Origin of the sequence: Paenibacillus sp. MABNR03 (assembly GCF_050455445.1) — a bacterium.
GTDB classification, from domain to species: Bacteria; Bacillota; Bacilli; order Paenibacillales; family Paenibacillaceae; genus Paenibacillus; species Paenibacillus xylanilyticus.
This window is the reverse complement of the sequence record NZ_JBCIYR010000002.1, coordinates 1,157,399-1,174,758: the sequence shown is the minus strand read 5'-3', so window position 1 is coordinate 1,174,758 and position 17,360 is coordinate 1,157,399. Positions and strand designations below refer to the sequence as shown.

Genomic DNA, 17,360 nt, shown 5'->3' with positions numbered 1-17,360 from the left:
CCTCTCTCGATCTCTCCCATCTGACCTGGTTAATTGCGCGCCGTAAATTCCGAGATGGCCTCACTGATCAGGTTCATTCCAAGCAGCAGCTCATCGCGGCCGGGATGACTGAAATTCAATCGAATGTGACGCTGATCGGGAACACCTGTGGAACAGAGGGAGCCAGGCAGAAAGGATACCCCTTTGGACAGTGCGACTTTGAGCAATGCTCCGCTATCCAGACCCTCAGGCAGCTGCACCCACAGGTACATGCCCCCTTTGGGGATCGTATACTGCACACCTTTCCAGCCAGGCCTTTTGAGCAATTCAAGCATCAGCTTAAGTCTGATCTTGTATTCCCGGTTCAGCATGGAGAGATGGTCACTCCATTTAAATGGAGACTGAGCGAGAAGCTGGTACAACAACCGTTGATTCATTGGACTGGATTGCCCGTCCGCAATCCGTTTGACCGAAGCCATGGCTTGTATCAGGGCAGGATGGCCTGCCGCCCAGCCCGTACGAAGTGCAGGTGCAACCGTTTTGCTGAACGAGCCGATATACAAAACATGCCCGCCCTGATCAGCCGTATCCAGCGCAAATAATGAGGGAAACTTGCGATAAAAGTCTGCCGTCTCCAGACCGTCGAAGTGAAGCTCGCCATACGAGTCATCCTCTACCAGCAATACTCCATAACGGGAGCACAGATCAAGCACCGCCTCTCTCCGTTCCATGGACCATAATATGCCTGTAGGGTTCGAAAAACTGGGTGCAGCAAAAAGCAGCTTGGGTCTCAGCTGCTGCATGTGGTGCTCCAACAGATCGGGTAAAATGCCGTCAGAATCGCCAAGGACAGGTACAATTTTGGCTCCTTGCATTTCCAAAACTTCGAGACAGCCTGGAGAGGTGGGATGCTCCACCAAAACGGAATCCCCCGGCTCCAGCAGCAGACGCATGACCAAATCAATCGCCTGCTGGGTTCCTGTGGTTAATAAAATCTGTTCAGGTACTGTACGTATGTCTTTTCGGATATTCCAGTCCTTGCCCAGCCACTCTCTTAAAGGCCTGTAGCCGGCCGGCTCACCATACTGAAGAGCAGATGGTCCAGAACTGAATACAGATACTGCCGCTTCTTCCAGCAGCTTGAACGGAAATAATTCCTCTGCAGGTAACTCTTCGGCCAGAGAAATGAAATAATCACGGCCAGACATCTCACGAATATCCCGGAGTGGTGAAGACAACAGCCTGTTTGTACGGGAGGCGAAGAAATATTTCATCGGTCCGTTCCCCTTTCATCAATTCCGAACTGTGCTCGCAGTCCGCAGCCACTACAACCTATTCCTGCTGAACGCCGAATATGACGATTGACCTTCCCTACTGTTCCAAACCTTTACGCTTAAAAATGAAGCACGGTGATCAGGAGAGTGTCTTGGCCTGTCTCGCATATAAGGCGTAACGTTCAATCGCTTGCGCGCGGCTGCTTACATCCAGCTTTACATAGATTTTGCGCAGGTAGTTATCAATGGAACGTCGGCTGACGTTAATCTCACTGGCTATTTTATCATAGGTTACGCCCTGAACAATTCTTTCCATAATAAAAGTTTCAGTTTCTGTCAGTTCAACAAGAAACTCTTCTACCGGAGAGTCAGCCGGCTGAGCCCAGTCCGTGCTTGTGAGCCAGGACAACGGAATGGACACACATCCCTCCCGCAACCCCGAAATAAGGTGAATCAGCTGGCTAGGGGAAGCCTGTTTCGACAACATTCCGCTTGCACCGAGACCCATCAGATGACGAAACAGCTTCACATTGTCTTCATCTGTCAAAATAATGACATGACTGTGTGCGGACAGATTTTTCATCTGGGTTATATACTGATCGGCCTGTCCTTCGGGAAGCCGATAATCCATCAAGATCAGGTCGGGTTGATGGATTTTAACCAACTCTAGTCCTTCTGTACCTGTTGATGTCATGCCCCGTACAAGCAAATCCTGCTGCTCTTCCAATATCAATTTGGTACCCAGCATGCTGGTCGGGTGGATATCTACGATGACCACCTGCCATACTTTTTTCATGGTTGTTCCCCCTGGTTATGTATTGGACAAATACTTTTCTGCTTTTTTGCCTTGATTCGCCACCATACCTGCGACAGTCCGCTTATAGAGGAAGCACAGTCGAAAAATGTCGAAATATGATGGAAAACAATTGATACAGCTGCATAGCTTCTATTTTTCTTCTTTATTTCACCACAACAGCGTCATGACACTGGACTTCATATACCTCATCCATGCAAAATATAGTATAATTTTCCTGCATCACTAGCTAAAAAAGTCGAAAATCCTGCCCAAAGTTCCTACTTATTGCATCTATAAGAAATTGTATCCTAGGACTTCCTTCCGATGCAATCTCTTTTTATCCTATTACTTAAAGAATTTCATTTTTGCGTAATCAATAGTGGCATGATAGAATGAGGACTGGAATTTTTTTAGTACCTATTAATAACCAGGAGTGATGATATGAAACCTTCTGCTCAACCTTCTGACATCCATCACACCCGGAGCGCCAAAGGCAAGGCCGGATCTTCAGTCAAGCTATTTCTGGTCATGTGGATTGTTCTCATTGCACTGGGAGTTGTGGGAACCTACTATTATAGCAACCACCTTCAGAAACAGATGATTAGTCAGATTCAGGCCCATAATCAGCAGCAGATTGCCGCGCTAAAGGCGGACTATGAAAAGCAGCTAACAACGATATCTAAGGAAGTAGCGGACCTGCAGGGACAAGTACAATCCTTCAATGAGCTGCTGACATTTACCAAGGATAATGCAAGCGACAAAACGGATAACAGCAACAAGTTGTACACCCAACTGAGCGAAGTCAAAAAGCAACTGGAAACTCTCCAGAAAAAGATGGACCTGCTCAAATGATTACACCCGTCAAACAGGTTAATCGTTTTTTTATGCTTGCACTTGCTCCCTTTATTGGACTGATCTTCTGTTTGCTGCTGCTTCGTCCCCCGCTCGAAACCGGGGATTTCATTTATTCTGAACTGTCGGAGGAAACCATTACTCCCCAAACCCAGGCCATTCGTCAGGAGCTAGCTGGGGCTAAGGAAGCTGCCGTTCAAACTTCTTCTTCTATTAAAAGAACGACAGAGCTGTATAATCGAACGACCAGTACGATGTCTACCATTGTACAATCGGCATCCGTTCAGGCAGCACGTCCGGAAACAATTTACAATCAGCGTATTTCAGCCAAGCTGGGCGTTCCGCTCGAACGGGTTAACAGTGATCGGCTTACGATCGAACTCTACAGAGTGAACCCAGGCTCGTATAAGGGCTATGCCATGAAAATAAAACTCAAAGACCCTACGGCCATGAAAATGGCTCTGAGCAGCGAACCAGGAAAAGCCGAAACGACCATGCAGGCCGTCAAGCGAAATGGTGCAATCGCCGGAATCAATGCCGGCGGATTCGCAGATAGTGGCGGCAAACGTTACCCGCTCAGTACCACGGTCATGGACGGTAAGTATGTGAACGGCTTCCAGGCCAGCTTCAAGGACCTGTTTTTTGTAGGACTCAACGATACCGGCAAACTGGTCGGCGGTAAATTTTTCGATAAAAGTTCGCTGGATCGCCTAAAACCACAATTCGGAGCAACCTTTGTGCCTGTCCTGCTCCAGAACGGTAAGAAAACAGTTATCCCAGCCAAATGGAAAGTTTCACCCAAGAGAGCCCCTCGTACCGTGATCGGTAATTATAAGGACGATCAGCTGCTCATTATTGTTGTGGATGGATATAACGAAAACGGCAGCTCGGGAGCCACCCTTGAAGAGCTTCAAGGCCGGTTGTACAAGCTGGGCGTGGTTGATGCCTATAATCTGGATGGCGGCGGTTCCTCCTCGCTGATCCTGAACAACCGGGTTGTGAACAATCCATCGGATGGCAATCTCAGACCCGTGCCTACTCACTTTTTATTTTACAAATGATCCTCAATAGGCATTCCTTTTCTTCCTTTATTGGTTATAATAGAAGAAAGTGCTAATTGTGCAGGAGGTGGCAAGTGTATGTCGTTCTCATTGACATTCTGGATTATTGCAATTGTACTCGCATTGTATATGACAGGCATTTTCACTGCATCCTACAACAACGACAAAACCAAGGGCCTCTAAAGGCCGAGCCTCTCTTAGGAGAGGTTTTTTTATGCCTAGATACGTGTATATACCAAGAGACAAGGCTTAAAAGAATGCTGTAATTCTTCTAAGCCTTGTCTCTTGAGGTGCAGCAACAGCACGGTTTATAGCTGGTCTTGATTAACCATTTTGAATAAACAATCCCTGCCATTAATAGCTGACCGCCCGTTCATGGCGATTCGGCAAACGAGTCTCTTGTTGAACCTGGCTGCGAACGGAGCCGCCTTCCACCAGAGTGACGTAGATCCGTTCATGATCCACGGGTTCTCCCGCGATAATTTTGATTAACTGCTCGGCTGCGAGGGAGCCCCATTTCCGTTTGGAATAATCGATAGTAACCAATCTCGGCTGAACATATTTGCTCAGTTCAATATTGTCAAAACCGATAACGTCAACATCCCGGCCGATCTGCAGATCGGTTTCCGCAAGACGGTTACATAGCCCAATCGCCATCTCGTCATTAAGACAAAATACTGCAACGGGTTCCGTATAGTCCCGAATAATCAACTCAGCTGCCTGTTCTCCGCCACTTTTCTCGAAATCCCCCTCAATCTCTATCCATTCCACATTCGCTTCACGCTCGGTGACCTGCCTCACCGCTTTCATCCGCTGGGCAGAGTCAAATGAACCTTCTGGCCCTGTAACAACATATATCTTCGTATGTCCCTGTTCAATAAGATGCTCCATTGCCAGTGTAGCTCCTGCCTTGTTATCCAGCAGTACCTGATTAATGTTGGGATGATCCAATTCCCGGTCAAGAACGACAATTTTATGACCCCGATCGGCATATTGCAGCAGTTCCTTGCTGGCAAATGTGTGGTCGAGTATAACCGCTCCATCAATCATTCGCTCCGGAAGCATCCGATGTGATTGCTCACCACTGCAGACAATCAGGTCATAACCTTGCGCATTGCAAACGGTCTTCATACCACTAAGCAAATCCCCGTATACATCTCCGCTAAAGTCTGTCAGAAATACACCGAGAATTTTGGACTCGCGTTTCTTCAACGTTCTCGCGGCAGCGTTTGGAACATAGTTCAGCTCTTTGGCAATGGCCAAAATTTTGGAGCTGGTCTCGTCAGTCACTTTATTGCTGCCATTCAGCGCATACGACACGGTAGAGATCGAAACTCCCGCCTTTTTGGCGATATCCTTGATACTGACCACAATCTTCGCTCCCCTGTTATGTTCATCAGGCCCTCCGGGTTGGAGGACCTGACTTCTTTTTTAGCAGTAAATCTCAATCACATTGCTCTCGCCAAGGTTCTGTTCAAGGGTTGTGCGAGAAATGCGCAGTCCTCCTTGACGATATGGCTGTTGCAGTCTCGTCGCTTCCAGTTCCTTGCCATTCAACAGCATGTGTTGTATCGGTTCTCCGGTAAGATGATAGACAAATGTCACTTTCTTCCCGTTATGTTGGAAGTCAAAATGCAATCCATCCAGACTGGCTGGCAAGATCGGGTCAAGTACGAGATCTTCTTCCTCTTGACGAATGCCCAGCGCGTTTGAAATCAGCTGGTTGATGTAAATCCCCGGTCCGCTGGAGTAGATTCTCCATCCGCCTTTTACCTGAACTTCACCAGTGCGAAGTTTACCAAACTGTTCCTGTGCTTCATATCGATTGTTGAATTTGCCGTCAGAACTGCTGAAATAAGCATTGCTTTGACGAAGATCCGCGTTAGGCACGACTTGCTGAATACCTACCGGGTTGATGATGCCCAGACCATTCCAGACTTCCTCTGGATGACCAAGCTTCGCCATTGCCTCAATGTAGCGGATATGTGCATGCACATATTGCAGACCTACTTCCCGTCCGAAGTTCGATGCCTGTTCTGCACGTTTGAAATGTGTGCTGACCCCGCCATCGTATTGTGCTGGACGGTTCATGAGCCTTACGCCATCCGGGCAGAACAGCTTCTCCTTAATCAGACGATAGTGGGAAGCGGCCTGTTCAGGCTCCAGAAGCTCGGCAATCATGCTGCGCGTCATCGGCAAAAGGCGGTACTGGATGCCTGTCTCGCTGTCATCCGGATGCAGCATGCGTTTAGCCTGTTCCGGGTCTTCCATATATACAAAACCAGGGATAACCTCTGTATCCAGCATGTATTTGTTAAAATCCTTTTTCACACCTGCTGCCATGCTGCTTAATTCTGCTGCAAGTTCCGGCTGTACAGGCACAAGTGCTCTGGATAACTGACTCAGCGTTTGATACGTAAGAGCAACGGTCCAGCTGCTGACCATGTACTGTTTCAATTGGGCATTTGCCGGTTGAAGTGTATCATCCCAGTCTCCGTCCCCATATGAAGAAAGGAACGTATCATGCAGGAAGTGACTGCGGATATACTCCAGCTCTTTTTGTGCATGCTCCAGCACCGTTGCCTTAGCCTCACTGAAGTGGAAACCGTGTTTAACGGTGTAAGGAACTTTTTCATCCAGAATGGAATAATCTTTGGTGGCGATCAGATAGTCACTCAGTACTTTGAGCGGCCATACAATGATGTCTCCATGGCTCTCTTCCTGCTGAATTTTGAAATAACGATCGAACATGAACCATTGAGGCCAGTTGCCGTCATCCTCATACTGGTGCGAATACACCATTTTCAGAATATCGCGGACCTGTTCATATTTCTGTGTAGCCATGAAGTATTCGACCGGTCCCTGACATACATCACGCGTTCCCCAAGCAGCACCGCCATATTGCTCCAAACCATGTGGAACAGAGTAATGTACCAGCATATTGTGGGTATACCACCATGCAAGTGCATTGACCTTGAACAGCTCTTCCGCATTTTGCTTCCCAGGACGTGACAGATGGAACCCGTTCATGACTTCCCCATAAAAGGCACGATACGCGTCAACTTCTTCCTCGAAGCTGCGTGGGGACAACACCACATGTCCACCTTCAAGCAGACCTTGAATCGTCATTGTCCATTCTTCCGTACTGCCCAGCTGCAATGTAAAGAGTGAACCATCGCCCGAATTTACACCACTCGCCAGTCGGGTTTCATCCCCAACCTTCACTGCCGCTCCGCTTACGGACATGCGGTACTCCAGATTCGGGTACTCTTTGGCACTAAGAGAACTTGGATTTGCCTTAATGCTCAGTTCGCCATTCTGTTCGGTTACACGGGCAGGCAGCTCGAATTCATTCACATTCATGGTGATCTGATTGGTAATCAGATAGCGATAGGCAATTCCTTTTTCCGATTTCACATGCAAACGTATTTCGGGAGTATCCAATGTTGTATAGTTGGTGACGATCAGCGTGTCCTGAGCCGTTTTATAATACCAGCGTACATAGTTGAAGCCCATCTCGAAGAGGGAAGGCATCGTAAGCAAATGGAAGACTCCATCCATCTCCACGTAAATCCGCTGGCCGGAGGATTTGGCGACATTCAACGCACTGCGCGCATTGCTCATCATCTTGTTGAAATTCGTATTACCAACAACAATGTGGGAGTTGAAAATTCCGTACATATATGAAGTGGTTGTGATCACGTTCTGACCCAGTTTCACATTGTTGCCACTCATCAGAATATGGCCGTGTGGACGCTCCACGCGCATTTCTTTTTCCTTGAGAACTATATGTTCATACTTGTCTGTAAAAAAAGCCAACAGCTCGCCATCGACGCGTTCTTCCTGATGTCTTTTTGAAGCCGGGAAACGGGAATTCACTTCGTCTTCGGACATAGCCAAAGTACGAAGCGGCTCACCCAGAGCCGGGTTCAGGGAAACTTTGGGCAAAGCGTTGGCAGAGCCAGCTGCTGCAGCTGCGTTCGCTGTACGTTTCGCTTCATATTCGTCCCAGGCTTGTTCCACAACTTCCTTATATTCCAGTTCCTTCACGGCTGCTGCGTGATTCGCCTGGAAAAGGCCATAAAAGACAAAGCGGGTTTCGCCATTCAAAACCACTTTCTCCGACTGGAGGGCCGTATACGCAAATTCATACTGATATACTTCATTGGCCAGTGACGGCTTAAGCAGGCTCTCCGGAATATTCGTTTCCTTGTAACTTAAGCCGAAGAACTGGAAACCATCTGTCGAATAACCGATGGCACGGGTCAATGAACCCTGCTGCACATAAGGAAACACCCCGCCCTGAGGTTGGTTTTGCCGGGAAGCTACAATATAGCCCAGCTTGTCATCTTCAAACACGGCATGATCAATATATTGCGACAGATAAGCTTCGTTACTACGTACAGCTCCCGGATCGGCAATGCCGATGTCCTGGCCGTAGATAACATCTACTTCTTCCCCTTCCCCGTTAACCGTGACATCCCAGAACCAAACTCCTTGGGCAGCAGGTGCTAAAACAACCTGATACGTCACACCTTCGGCATTTCCCGTCCACACCAAACGGTCTCCGTCATGATGGACCTGACTGTCGGAATGTATGCCAAGCATTGGAACAAAACGAATACCGGATTTGTTATGAAAACGCAAATAGAGATTGTTCATAGCACCGTCCACCGGGCTCGTCATTAATTGATTGATCATGGCCTGTCCACTTACGGCCTGGAACAAATCACCGCTCTCCCAGAACGTAAAACTCAGTTCGCCGGCTTGAACGTTAATTTGCGACTTAGTCATCGTATTCATATATTTTTTCTTATCCTCCTATCCTACCTAGTCCCTCTACCGATCAGCAAAGGAAGAAGGCAGTGCAGCTTCACTGCATTTTTATGTGAAGTCCATTCACCTGAAATGTTCTTAACGTTCTGAGCAATTACACCAGCTTAAACGTACTTTCCAGCGTATCGCGGCTATTAGGACCGACAAAAATCTGGAACGTCCCTTTGTCACTGCGATAACTCAAATCGGAATGATGATAACGAAGTTGTTTCTCATTTAAAGAAAATGTTGCAGTACCGCTCTCGCCCGGTGCGAGTGCAAGTTTCGCATAACCCTTCAGCTCTCGCATTGGTCGTACCACTTCACCGGATACATCACGTACATATAGTTGAACAGTCTCCACACCTGCGCGCTGGCCGGTATTAGTTACACGAACCTGAATGCTGATCGGTTGATTGGCAGTCATTTCTTGGCTCGATACTTCCAAATCACCGTATTCGAACGTGGTGTACGACAAGCCATAACCAAACGGAAGCAGCGGCTCGTTCGGGCTATCAATATACTTCGAAACATAACGTTCTTCTGTTTTCTCCGGATTCAGAGGACGTCCGGTATTGAAATGGTTATAATATACCGGGATCTGACCTACGGATTGCGGGAACGACATGGTCAGACGTGCGGATGGATTCACCACACCGGTAAGAACATCGGCAATCGCTGCTCCGCCTTCACTGCCCGGGAACCATGCTTCAAGCACGGCATCCGATTCTTCGAACAGACCATGCAGATCCAAAGGACGGCCATTGAAAATCACGCTGGCAATTGGTTTACCGGTTGCCTTCAACTGCTTGACGAGTTCAAGCTGAGCTGCTGGCAGACGAATATCGGTACGCGAACCGCCTTCACCGCTCATTTCAGCGTCTTCTCCCAGAGCCAGAACGATAAGATCTGCCTTGCTCGCCGTTTCCAGTGCTTCAGCGATTTGTTCCGCTGTAATGGTGTGAACACCGCTACCTTGGGCAATGTGAACCTGTCCGTCATGCAGACGCTCCTGCAGTGCGGATCCCAGTTTGACAGCATCTTCCTTCACGCCTTCACAGGACCACCAGCCGAGAATGTCTTCGCTTTGGGCAAAGGGACCAATCAACGCCACATTCGCTTCTGGCTGAAGCGGGAGAACACCGTTCTCATTTTTCAGCAAGACTGCCGATTTGGTTGCCAGCTCATAGGATACCTGACGATGTTCCTTCGAAAATACAATTTCGCTCTCACGTTCCGGATCCGCTGCACGGATTGGATTGTCGAACAATCCCAGTTTTTCTTTCAGCTGCAAAATACGCAATACCGCTTCATCTATAAGCTTTTCTTCCACTTCACCACTCTGGATCAGTTCAGGCAGATGACTAACATAACAAGGAGTCATCATCTCGATATCCACTCCTGCACGGATGGCACGGTATGCAGCTTCACGGTCATCTTCAGCTGCGCCATGTGCAATCATCTCGCGGATGGAGGCCCAATCCGAGATCAATACACCATCAAAGCCCCACTCGTCACGTAAAATGTCGCGCATCAGCTTCTCATTTCCACTCGCTGGAATGCCATCTACAGTATTGAACGAAGCCATCACCATTTCCACGCCTGCGTCCAAAGCAGCTTTGTAAGCCGGCAAATAGTATTCACGCAGGTTTCGTTCGGACATGTCTACTGTGTTGTAGTCGCGTCCACCCTCTGCTGCTCCATACGCCGCAAAGTGCTTCACACAAGCAGCCAGACGGTCCGGCTCATCCTTGAGGCTGTCTCCCTGATATCCGCGTACAAAGGCAGCCGAAAACAGGCTGTTGAGATAAGGATCTTCGCCTGTCGTTTCCATTACACGGCCCCAGCGCGGGTCACGAACCAGATCGACCATTGGTGCAAATGTGACATGCAAACCGGATACTGCCGATTCGCGGGCTGCAATCTCTGCACTTTTCTCTGCCAAGTCCGTATCCCATGAACAGCCAATAGCCAGCGGGATCGGGAAAATGGTTTTGAAACCATGAACCACGTCTGCCATAAACAAAAGCGGAATGCCAAGTCGGCTTTTTTTCATATAAGCTTGCTGCACATCAATAATGGCCTGTGCGCCTGACAAGCCCAGGATCGAGCCACTGGCATCGACAGATTGCTCTGTAATGCCCATCTCTTCCATCGGTCCTGTAATCTGACCCTCCACATTTGTTCCTTCGTAAAAATTGGCGGTCAGCTGAAGAAGCTGGGCGGTTTTCTCCTCCAGCGTCATTTGTTTGACAAGGTCAAGCAGCTGCTCATTGTTCATATCTATTATCCTCCACTGCACGTTGTTGAAATAAAGAACCCGGCTGCGTTCGGGGAGAGACCGCGCACCGGGTTCAGAATGGTGGGCTGACAGAATCGTCCTGTCATGTCCCATCTTGTTAACTACTGAATGATTACTTGAATTCGCTGTTCAGTTCATCCAGGTAAGGTTGAACCAGGGACATCTTGCTGTTCACCCATTCTTTCCAGTTAGCTTCCAGATCTCCACTTTTGAGGATCAGGTTGGCATATTCGTTCTGGTAATCGAATGAAGCTTGACTCTTAGCTTTGGAATCGTACAGGTTGACATCCCAGTCGTATGTTGCGAGCGATTGACCTTCTGTACCGAGTTTTGCTTTTTCCTCGAACAGTTTTACAGCTCTATCACGGTAATCCTTTTTAATAGCAGGGTTTACAACACTGAAGTCGTCACCCAAGAGATACAGACCTTCGAAGCGTGCTGGGTATTTGTCTTCCAGAACTGTTCCTTCTGGCAACAAGCTAACCAGTTCGTTGTTCTCATCATATTTCCAGTCCGTTCCTTCGAAGCCCATGTTAATAAGCAGTTGTCCTTCTTTTGTCGCGGAGTAGTCGATCAGATCCATAATTCGTTCAAATTTCTCGTCACTGATCTCAGGGTTGAAAATCAGCGCGGACCAGAAGTTTGCTTGCTCCAGGTTGCGGTATTTCCCGTCATCTCCAAGAACGATTGCAGTGTGTACCAGCTCATCACTATCTACACCCAGATTCTTCTTCATATCAGTGTCCAAACCTTGTCTGTATGAAGCCAATCCACCCAAACTTGTAACTGCAGCAGTACCTGTTACTTTAAAGTTGTTTTGACCTTCATTGTTTTTCCATGTGTAGAACTCTGGATTGAGCAATCCATCCTTATAGGCTTTTTGCATCAATTTCAGTCCTGTCAGCGTCTCAGGATCTGCTGGTCCCCAGTGGAACTGACCATCTTCACCTTTATAGAACGGAGAATCCGTCATGGCATGCACGCTGTTCGGCATAATCATGTTTGTCATAGCGTCTGCCGCATTGTAGGACAGAGGTACAAGTTTGCTGCCTACTTTGCCTGGATCTTTTTCTTTCACAAGCGCAGCATATTCATTAATTTCAGATGTTGTATACGCATCTTTCAGTTCGAAACCAACCGCTTCAGCCCAGTCTTTACGGAGAGCAATAACCCCGATTTGGTTTGTCAGCGGATCAGCAGGTTTGTTCTCATAATAAATTGGTCTAGGCAAGAGATACGTTCCGCCAGTCAGTTCTTCCAACTTATCTCCGAGTCCTGTCAAGTTGTAGGCTGCTGCCACGTTTGGCCAGCGTTCCTTCCAGTCATCCGGGAATTTGTAGAAGAGTCCTTGATCAATATTATTCAAGGCATCACCATGAACATAGTTCCATACGGATACATCCGGCAAATCACCTGAGTTGATCCACAGGCGAAGTTTCTCGCCCCAGGAATCCCAATCAATATAGTTGTAATCCCAAGTTACATTGAATTTGTCTGTCCAGAATTTATGGAACTCGTTATCCATGTTCCCGTTTTTCACTTCCGTCAGGTTAGCTACAGAGATGGTCAGGTTATCTGTATAATTTCCCTCTGCATCCTTCTCGTTGCTGCCTTCTGAACTGCCACTGGAACAAGCTGTCACCACCAACATCAACAGACAGAGCGTGATGGCAAAAATGGATCTAACAGACAACTTTTTGTTCGTCTTCATGCTTTTACCCCCATGTTTTTAGTAGAATTTTAAGTCAAAATCCTATACGTATAATCAGGTCTTGATAGCCCCTGTTAATACCCCTTTGGCAAAATGTTTTTGCAGCATTGGGAAGAAACACATAATCGGTACCATAGTGACAAATACCGCGGCCATTTTCATACCCATTGAGAAATTGCTGACTTGGGTTGCATCCACGCTGGAAGCATTGGAGGCATTGGTCTGCGATGTAGAGATAATCGTCCTAAGTACATTCTGCAGTGGTAACTGATCCGCCTTTCGCAGGAAGATCATCGCATCATACCAACTGTTCCAGTAGGCCACGCCGTAGAACAGTGTGATCGTTGCGATAATAGGTGTAGCGAGCGGAAGAACGACGTTGAACAGTATTCTCCACTCTCCTGCACCATCCAGTCGCGCTGATTCCATTAGCGATTCCGGCAAAGTGTAGAAGTAGTTCATCATCAGGATCATGTTGAATGCACTGAAACTTCCCGCCAGAATAACGGACCATAGCGACCCTGTCAGGTGAAGTGATTTCATGATCAGGTAAAGTGGTACGATACCACCATTGAAAATCATGGTGAACAGCACCAGGAAAAAGATAAATTTCTTAAACGGAAAGTTGCTCCGACTTAGTCCATACGCCATGCTTGTTGTCAGGAACATACTAAGAGGTAAGCCGATAACAAGCAGGATCAGTGTGTTTTTGTACCCCGAAAGAATAGTTCCGTCAGCGAACAGCGCTTTATAGGAATCCAGAGTGAACTCTTTAGGAAACATCAATAATGGATTGTCGGCATATTCTTTTTGTGTTGCGAACGAAATCATAATGACATTCCAGAACGGAATCAGGATCATCAAGGCAAGCACAAGTAATATGGCGAAGATAACATAATCGAGAAGCGTCATTCGTTCTGTACCAATCTTCGACTTTTTGGTAGCTTTCATGCTCATTTCATTTTTCCTCCTTTCTTATCGGAACAATCCGTCTCCGCCAAGCAGCTTCGCAAATCTGTCAGCAAGAAGCAGCAAGACCATATTCACAAGGGAACGGAACAAGCTGACCGCCGTTGAGAAGGAGAAGTCGGTTGATGATTGGAACGTAATCCGATAGATGTATACATCGAGTACTTCCGATACGTTTTTGGTAGCGGCATTCGCCAAGTTGAAGATCTGATCGAAACCGGAAGACATTAATCCGCCGACAGACAGGATAAACATAACCGTAATGGTCGGCATGATGTTCGGCAATGTGATTCGGAACATCTGCTGCAAACGGGACGCTCCGTCGATCTGTGCGGATTCGTATTGATCCTGATCGATACCGGAGATCGCTGCAAGGAAGATGATGGCACTCCAACCACTTGACTTCCAGATATCAGTTAACAGAAGCATCGGTACAAAGTTCGACTCGGAACCAAGGAAGTTAATGGTTGGCAATCCAAGCAGCGCAAGCGTACTATTCACCAAACCGTCATACGCCAGTACGTTGATGACAACCCCGGATACGATAATCCAGGACAGGAAGTGTGGGAAAGTAAGAACGGTTTGGAACCACTTTTTCCCTCTGCGCATCCGCAATTCGTTCAGTAAAAGGGCCAGGATAATCGGGAACGGGAATTGAATAATCAGCTTCAAAATGTTGATATACAATGTCCGCCATACCGCATCTATGAACGTCGGATCCCGGAAAACGTATTTGAAGTTCTCAAATCCGCTCCATGGACTTCCCCAGATGCCCAGGTTCGCCTTGTAATCTTTGAATGCCAGGGACAGGCCGCCCATTGGCATGTAGGCGAACAGAATTAGCCAGACAAGCCCCGGAATAAGCAGGGTGTACGTCATTCTGTGCTTCCAGATTTCACTCCAGAGCGAATTGCCTTTCAAGTTTCCCTTCAGCTTTTTGCTAGGTCCTTCGGCTGCAGGTTTCAATTTGCATCTCCTCACTCTACTATGGTCTTGTCGTTATACAGAAAATCAAACATGGTTCTCAGGTGCTGCTCCCAAAATCTCCATTCATGAGCTCCCGGAGATTCAACATACCGGAATTGATACGCAGTCCCCTGCATGTACGCGGCGAATCTGCGGTTCATTTCAACAAATGGATCACTTTCACCGCAGCAGCTAAGTACTTCTGGTAAGGGCCGGCCCTCTTGCAGCAATTTTGCTGTCAGTGCGTAGATGTCCTGATCGGGCTTCACCTGTAACCGTTCTCCAAAAACCGCTTTCATTTCCTTGATCATGCCTGGTGGCATATGAGGATCATGAAGCCGTGTCCGAATGTCGGTTACCCCGGATAAGGAGACCACTTTGCGATAACGTTCAGGATAAGTCAGTGCGCATTTTAAAGCACCATATCCCCCATGGACAAACCCGCAATGTAAGTCTTCGCAGGATCCGTATTCAGGTTGAGCTGACGCCTGCAAAACTCAGGCAATTCCTGAGTAATGTAATGGAAGTAATTCAGGCCGTATTCCATATCGGTGTAGTAGCTTCGGTTTGCCTCTGGCATGATGATGGTACAGCCATATTGTGCAGCGTACATTTCGATTGTAGTCAATCGTTGCCATGTACTCGCATTATCACCTGCCCCATGCAGCAGATATAGCGTACCGCCTGAAGTCTCTCCGGAGTCACAGGACACTACATGTATGCTTGTGTTCATGCATAGTGTAGGCGATCCGGTTTCGATCGTTATGTGCGCCATATGGAACCCCTTTCATCATCAGTTGTCGCCTGTACTCTCTCTACTTTTGTTTTCCTGCTACAACTCCTTGCCATTCCCCCGTAGCCTACTAGGTCATCGAAACGATTTTCTCGAATCGTTTCAAAACATAGCTAACGTTGATTCATATGGTCTTAAAAACAGCACTTATTACTTGGAAGCGATTTCTTCGAATCGTTTCGAATAAATCATAATCCCGATGAGTAAATCCTGTCAATAACCTTTTTACAAATTTCGCGTTTTTTACTCAAAAAACTTCTTGTTCAAGTGTAAATTTGCGTCAAAAGGCACTTTTATTGTGAAAATATAATCTTTTGGTAACCGGTTGCACATCTTTCATTGACATCACTTCAGGTTTGTAATAACATAAACCCTAATTTTGGTTACAGATTGCGGAAACGTTTCACCAACTCTAAAATTGCGTCTTTTTTTGCAGAAAGGATGTTATTATGTCCAGCATCGTAAATACTTTTGTTCATCATATCGAAGCTCAGCAATTAAACGTACTCTCTGTTCGGGTGCTGCAGCACGGTGAAACAAGGGAACAGTGGAACCGCACCGAGGATACTCGCCGCTTACAGCATTCTATAAGTAAGTCGTTTACCTGTATGGCTATAGGAATGGCTCTTGATGAAGGTATATTGACGCTTGAATCCAAGCTGGGAGAATATTTTACTTGGCCGACACCTGCCCCTGATTTAACAGCCTTTTCTCCTTCAGACCTCACGTTGTATGACCTGCTGCGGATGTCTTCAGGGCATGACGTTCCAGTGCTCTGGGCAGAGGAGCGGGCTACTCTTAAGGAAAAGGATTGGGCTAAATATTACATGTCACTGCCACTCGACAGAGTCCCTGGTGAAGCATTTACATACAGCAGTGCCGATACTTTTATGATCTCGGCCATGTTCCAGGCAGCCTCAGGTCAGACAGTGAAGGACTATTTAATTCCCAAATTGTTTGAACCACTGGGGATTTTCAACGTGGAGTGGGAGACCTCTCCCTTGGGCATTACCCTGGGTTGTGCGGGTTTGCAGCTTACAACTGAGGAATTAGGCAGATTTGGACAGCTATTGCTTCAAAAAGGGAACTGGAAAGGCACTCAACTGATTCCTGCGGAATGGATAGATCTCGCCACAACTCGACAGATCGCCACGTCTGGAGAAGGGGATTGGGGTCAAGGCTACGGTTATCAGTTTTGGCTGTGTTCCCATAACGCCTACCGCGCTGACGGGGCCTATGGCCAATTATGCGTGGTCCTTCCCGAACTCAACGCTGTTGTTGCCATCAATAGTGATGAACTGAACATGCAGGCCATTTTGGACCTGATCTGGTCCGAGATCCTCCCCCATCTTGAAACCAATCTATAGAGCTGATTTATAAGTTATTCAAGACTAGCCCTATTCAGCAAAAAAATATCGGATAACAAAAAGAAGCATCATGCCTTTATCGGTCATGATACTTCTTTATTTTACTTACCCGTGCTGTGGAAGCTGGGTCATTTCATCCAGACATTGTGCGCATATGTAACGCTCTTTAAACTCATTGACTTCTTCCATCGATCCGCAGAAAATACATTTTGGACGGTATCTCTCCAGAATGATATGGTCCCCTTGTACTAAGATCTCTACAGGATCTCCCTCATTCATTTGATACCTTTTACGCAAAGATTTAGGCAATACGATCCTACCCAATTGGTCAACTTTGCGAACTACTCCAGCTGGCTTCATAGCTACGGCACACCTCTCCTATCTTACTCTAAATTTCTAGGTACAATTGTACTATGTTTAAAGATTCGCCAAGATTTTGTCGAATCCTGCTGGAAATAAACATTTTTTGTCCTTT

General features: G+C 47.2%; 12 protein-coding genes and 1 pseudogene. 3 read left to right on the top strand and 10 right to left on the bottom strand.

The window, feature by feature from the left end:
* Positions 1-29: 29 nt before the first annotated feature.
* Positions 30-1,253, bottom strand: coding sequence for a PLP-dependent aminotransferase family protein (locus AAIH57_RS14150; protein WP_175399564.1), 1,224 nt, complete (start codon positions 1,251-1,253; stop codon positions 30-32).
* A gap of 139 nt (positions 1,254-1,392) precedes the next feature.
* Positions 1,393-2,049 carry a response regulator transcription factor gene (locus AAIH57_RS14145; RefSeq protein WP_430022024.1) on the bottom strand — a complete coding sequence of 219 codons (657 nt, stop codon included), beginning with the start codon at positions 2,047-2,049 and terminating at the stop codon, positions 1,393-1,395.
* Positions 2,050-2,490: 441 nt separating this feature from the next.
* On the opposite strand from AAIH57_RS14145, the gene AAIH57_RS14140 reads away from it, so the two are divergent.
* Both AAIH57_RS14140 and AAIH57_RS14135 read left to right on the top strand, forming a co-directional pair.
* The gene (locus AAIH57_RS14140; RefSeq protein WP_430022023.1) at positions 2,491-2,901 is read left to right on the top strand and encodes a hypothetical protein; all 411 of its coding nucleotides are present in this window, start codon (positions 2,491-2,493) and stop codon (positions 2,899-2,901) included.
* Positions 2,898-3,962: a phosphodiester glycosidase family protein gene (locus AAIH57_RS14135; protein ID WP_175399561.1), complete on the top strand. Its 1,065-nt coding sequence runs from the start codon at positions 2,898-2,900 to the stop codon at positions 3,960-3,962. Before AAIH57_RS14140 ends, AAIH57_RS14135 begins: the two co-directional genes overlap by 4 nt.
* A 354-nt stretch (positions 3,963-4,316) precedes the next feature.
* Here AAIH57_RS14135 and AAIH57_RS14130 read toward each other — a convergent pair whose 3' ends face one another.
* The 7 genes and pseudogenes from AAIH57_RS14130 to AAIH57_RS14100 all read right to left on the bottom strand — a co-directional run bounded on the left by AAIH57_RS14130 (position 4,317) and on the right by AAIH57_RS14100 (position 15,458).
* Positions 4,317-5,333, bottom strand: a complete 1,017-nt coding sequence (locus tag AAIH57_RS14130) for a LacI family DNA-binding transcriptional regulator (RefSeq protein WP_175399560.1) — start codon at positions 5,331-5,333, stop codon at positions 4,317-4,319.
* A 60-nt stretch (positions 5,334-5,393) separates the two neighbouring features.
* On the bottom strand, positions 5,394-8,765 hold the full coding sequence (locus AAIH57_RS14125; protein WP_430022022.1) for a GH36-type glycosyl hydrolase domain-containing protein: 3,372 nt from the start codon (positions 8,763-8,765) through the stop codon (positions 5,394-5,396).
* A 127-nt stretch (positions 8,766-8,892) separates the two neighbouring features.
* Positions 8,893-11,058 carry a beta-glucosidase BglX gene (bglX, locus tag AAIH57_RS14120; RefSeq protein ID WP_430022021.1) on the bottom strand — a complete coding sequence of 722 codons (2,166 nt, stop codon included), beginning with the start codon at positions 11,056-11,058 and terminating at the stop codon, positions 8,893-8,895.
* Between the two features lie 133 nt (positions 11,059-11,191).
* Positions 11,192-12,790, bottom strand: a complete 1,599-nt coding sequence (locus AAIH57_RS14115) for an ABC transporter substrate-binding protein (RefSeq protein WP_175399557.1) — start codon at positions 12,788-12,790, stop codon at positions 11,192-11,194.
* A 54-nt stretch (positions 12,791-12,844) separates the two neighbouring features.
* Positions 12,845-13,747 carry a carbohydrate ABC transporter permease gene (locus tag AAIH57_RS14110; RefSeq protein WP_430022020.1) on the bottom strand — a complete coding sequence of 301 codons (903 nt, stop codon included), beginning with the start codon at positions 13,745-13,747 and terminating at the stop codon, positions 12,845-12,847.
* An 18-nt stretch (positions 13,748-13,765) separates the two neighbouring features.
* Positions 13,766-14,725: an ABC transporter permease gene (locus tag AAIH57_RS14105; protein WP_175399555.1), complete on the bottom strand. Its 960-nt coding sequence runs from the start codon at positions 14,723-14,725 to the stop codon at positions 13,766-13,768.
* A gap of 11 nt (positions 14,726-14,736) precedes the next feature.
* Positions 14,737-15,458: pseudogene (locus tag AAIH57_RS14100) on the bottom strand (alpha/beta hydrolase).
* Positions 15,459-15,967: 509 nt separating this feature from the next.
* Here AAIH57_RS14100 and AAIH57_RS14095 point away from each other — a divergent pair.
* The gene (locus tag AAIH57_RS14095; protein WP_175399553.1) at positions 15,968-16,885 is read left to right on the top strand and encodes a serine hydrolase domain-containing protein; all 918 of its coding nucleotides are present in this window, start codon (positions 15,968-15,970) and stop codon (positions 16,883-16,885) included.
* Between the two features lie 105 nt (positions 16,886-16,990).
* Here AAIH57_RS14095 and AAIH57_RS14090 read toward each other — a convergent pair whose 3' ends face one another.
* Complete coding sequence (locus AAIH57_RS14090) at positions 16,991-17,245, bottom strand: AbrB/MazE/SpoVT family DNA-binding domain-containing protein (protein ID WP_024629045.1); 255 nt, start codon at positions 17,243-17,245, stop codon at positions 16,991-16,993.
* Between the last annotated feature and the right edge of the window lie 115 nt (positions 17,246-17,360).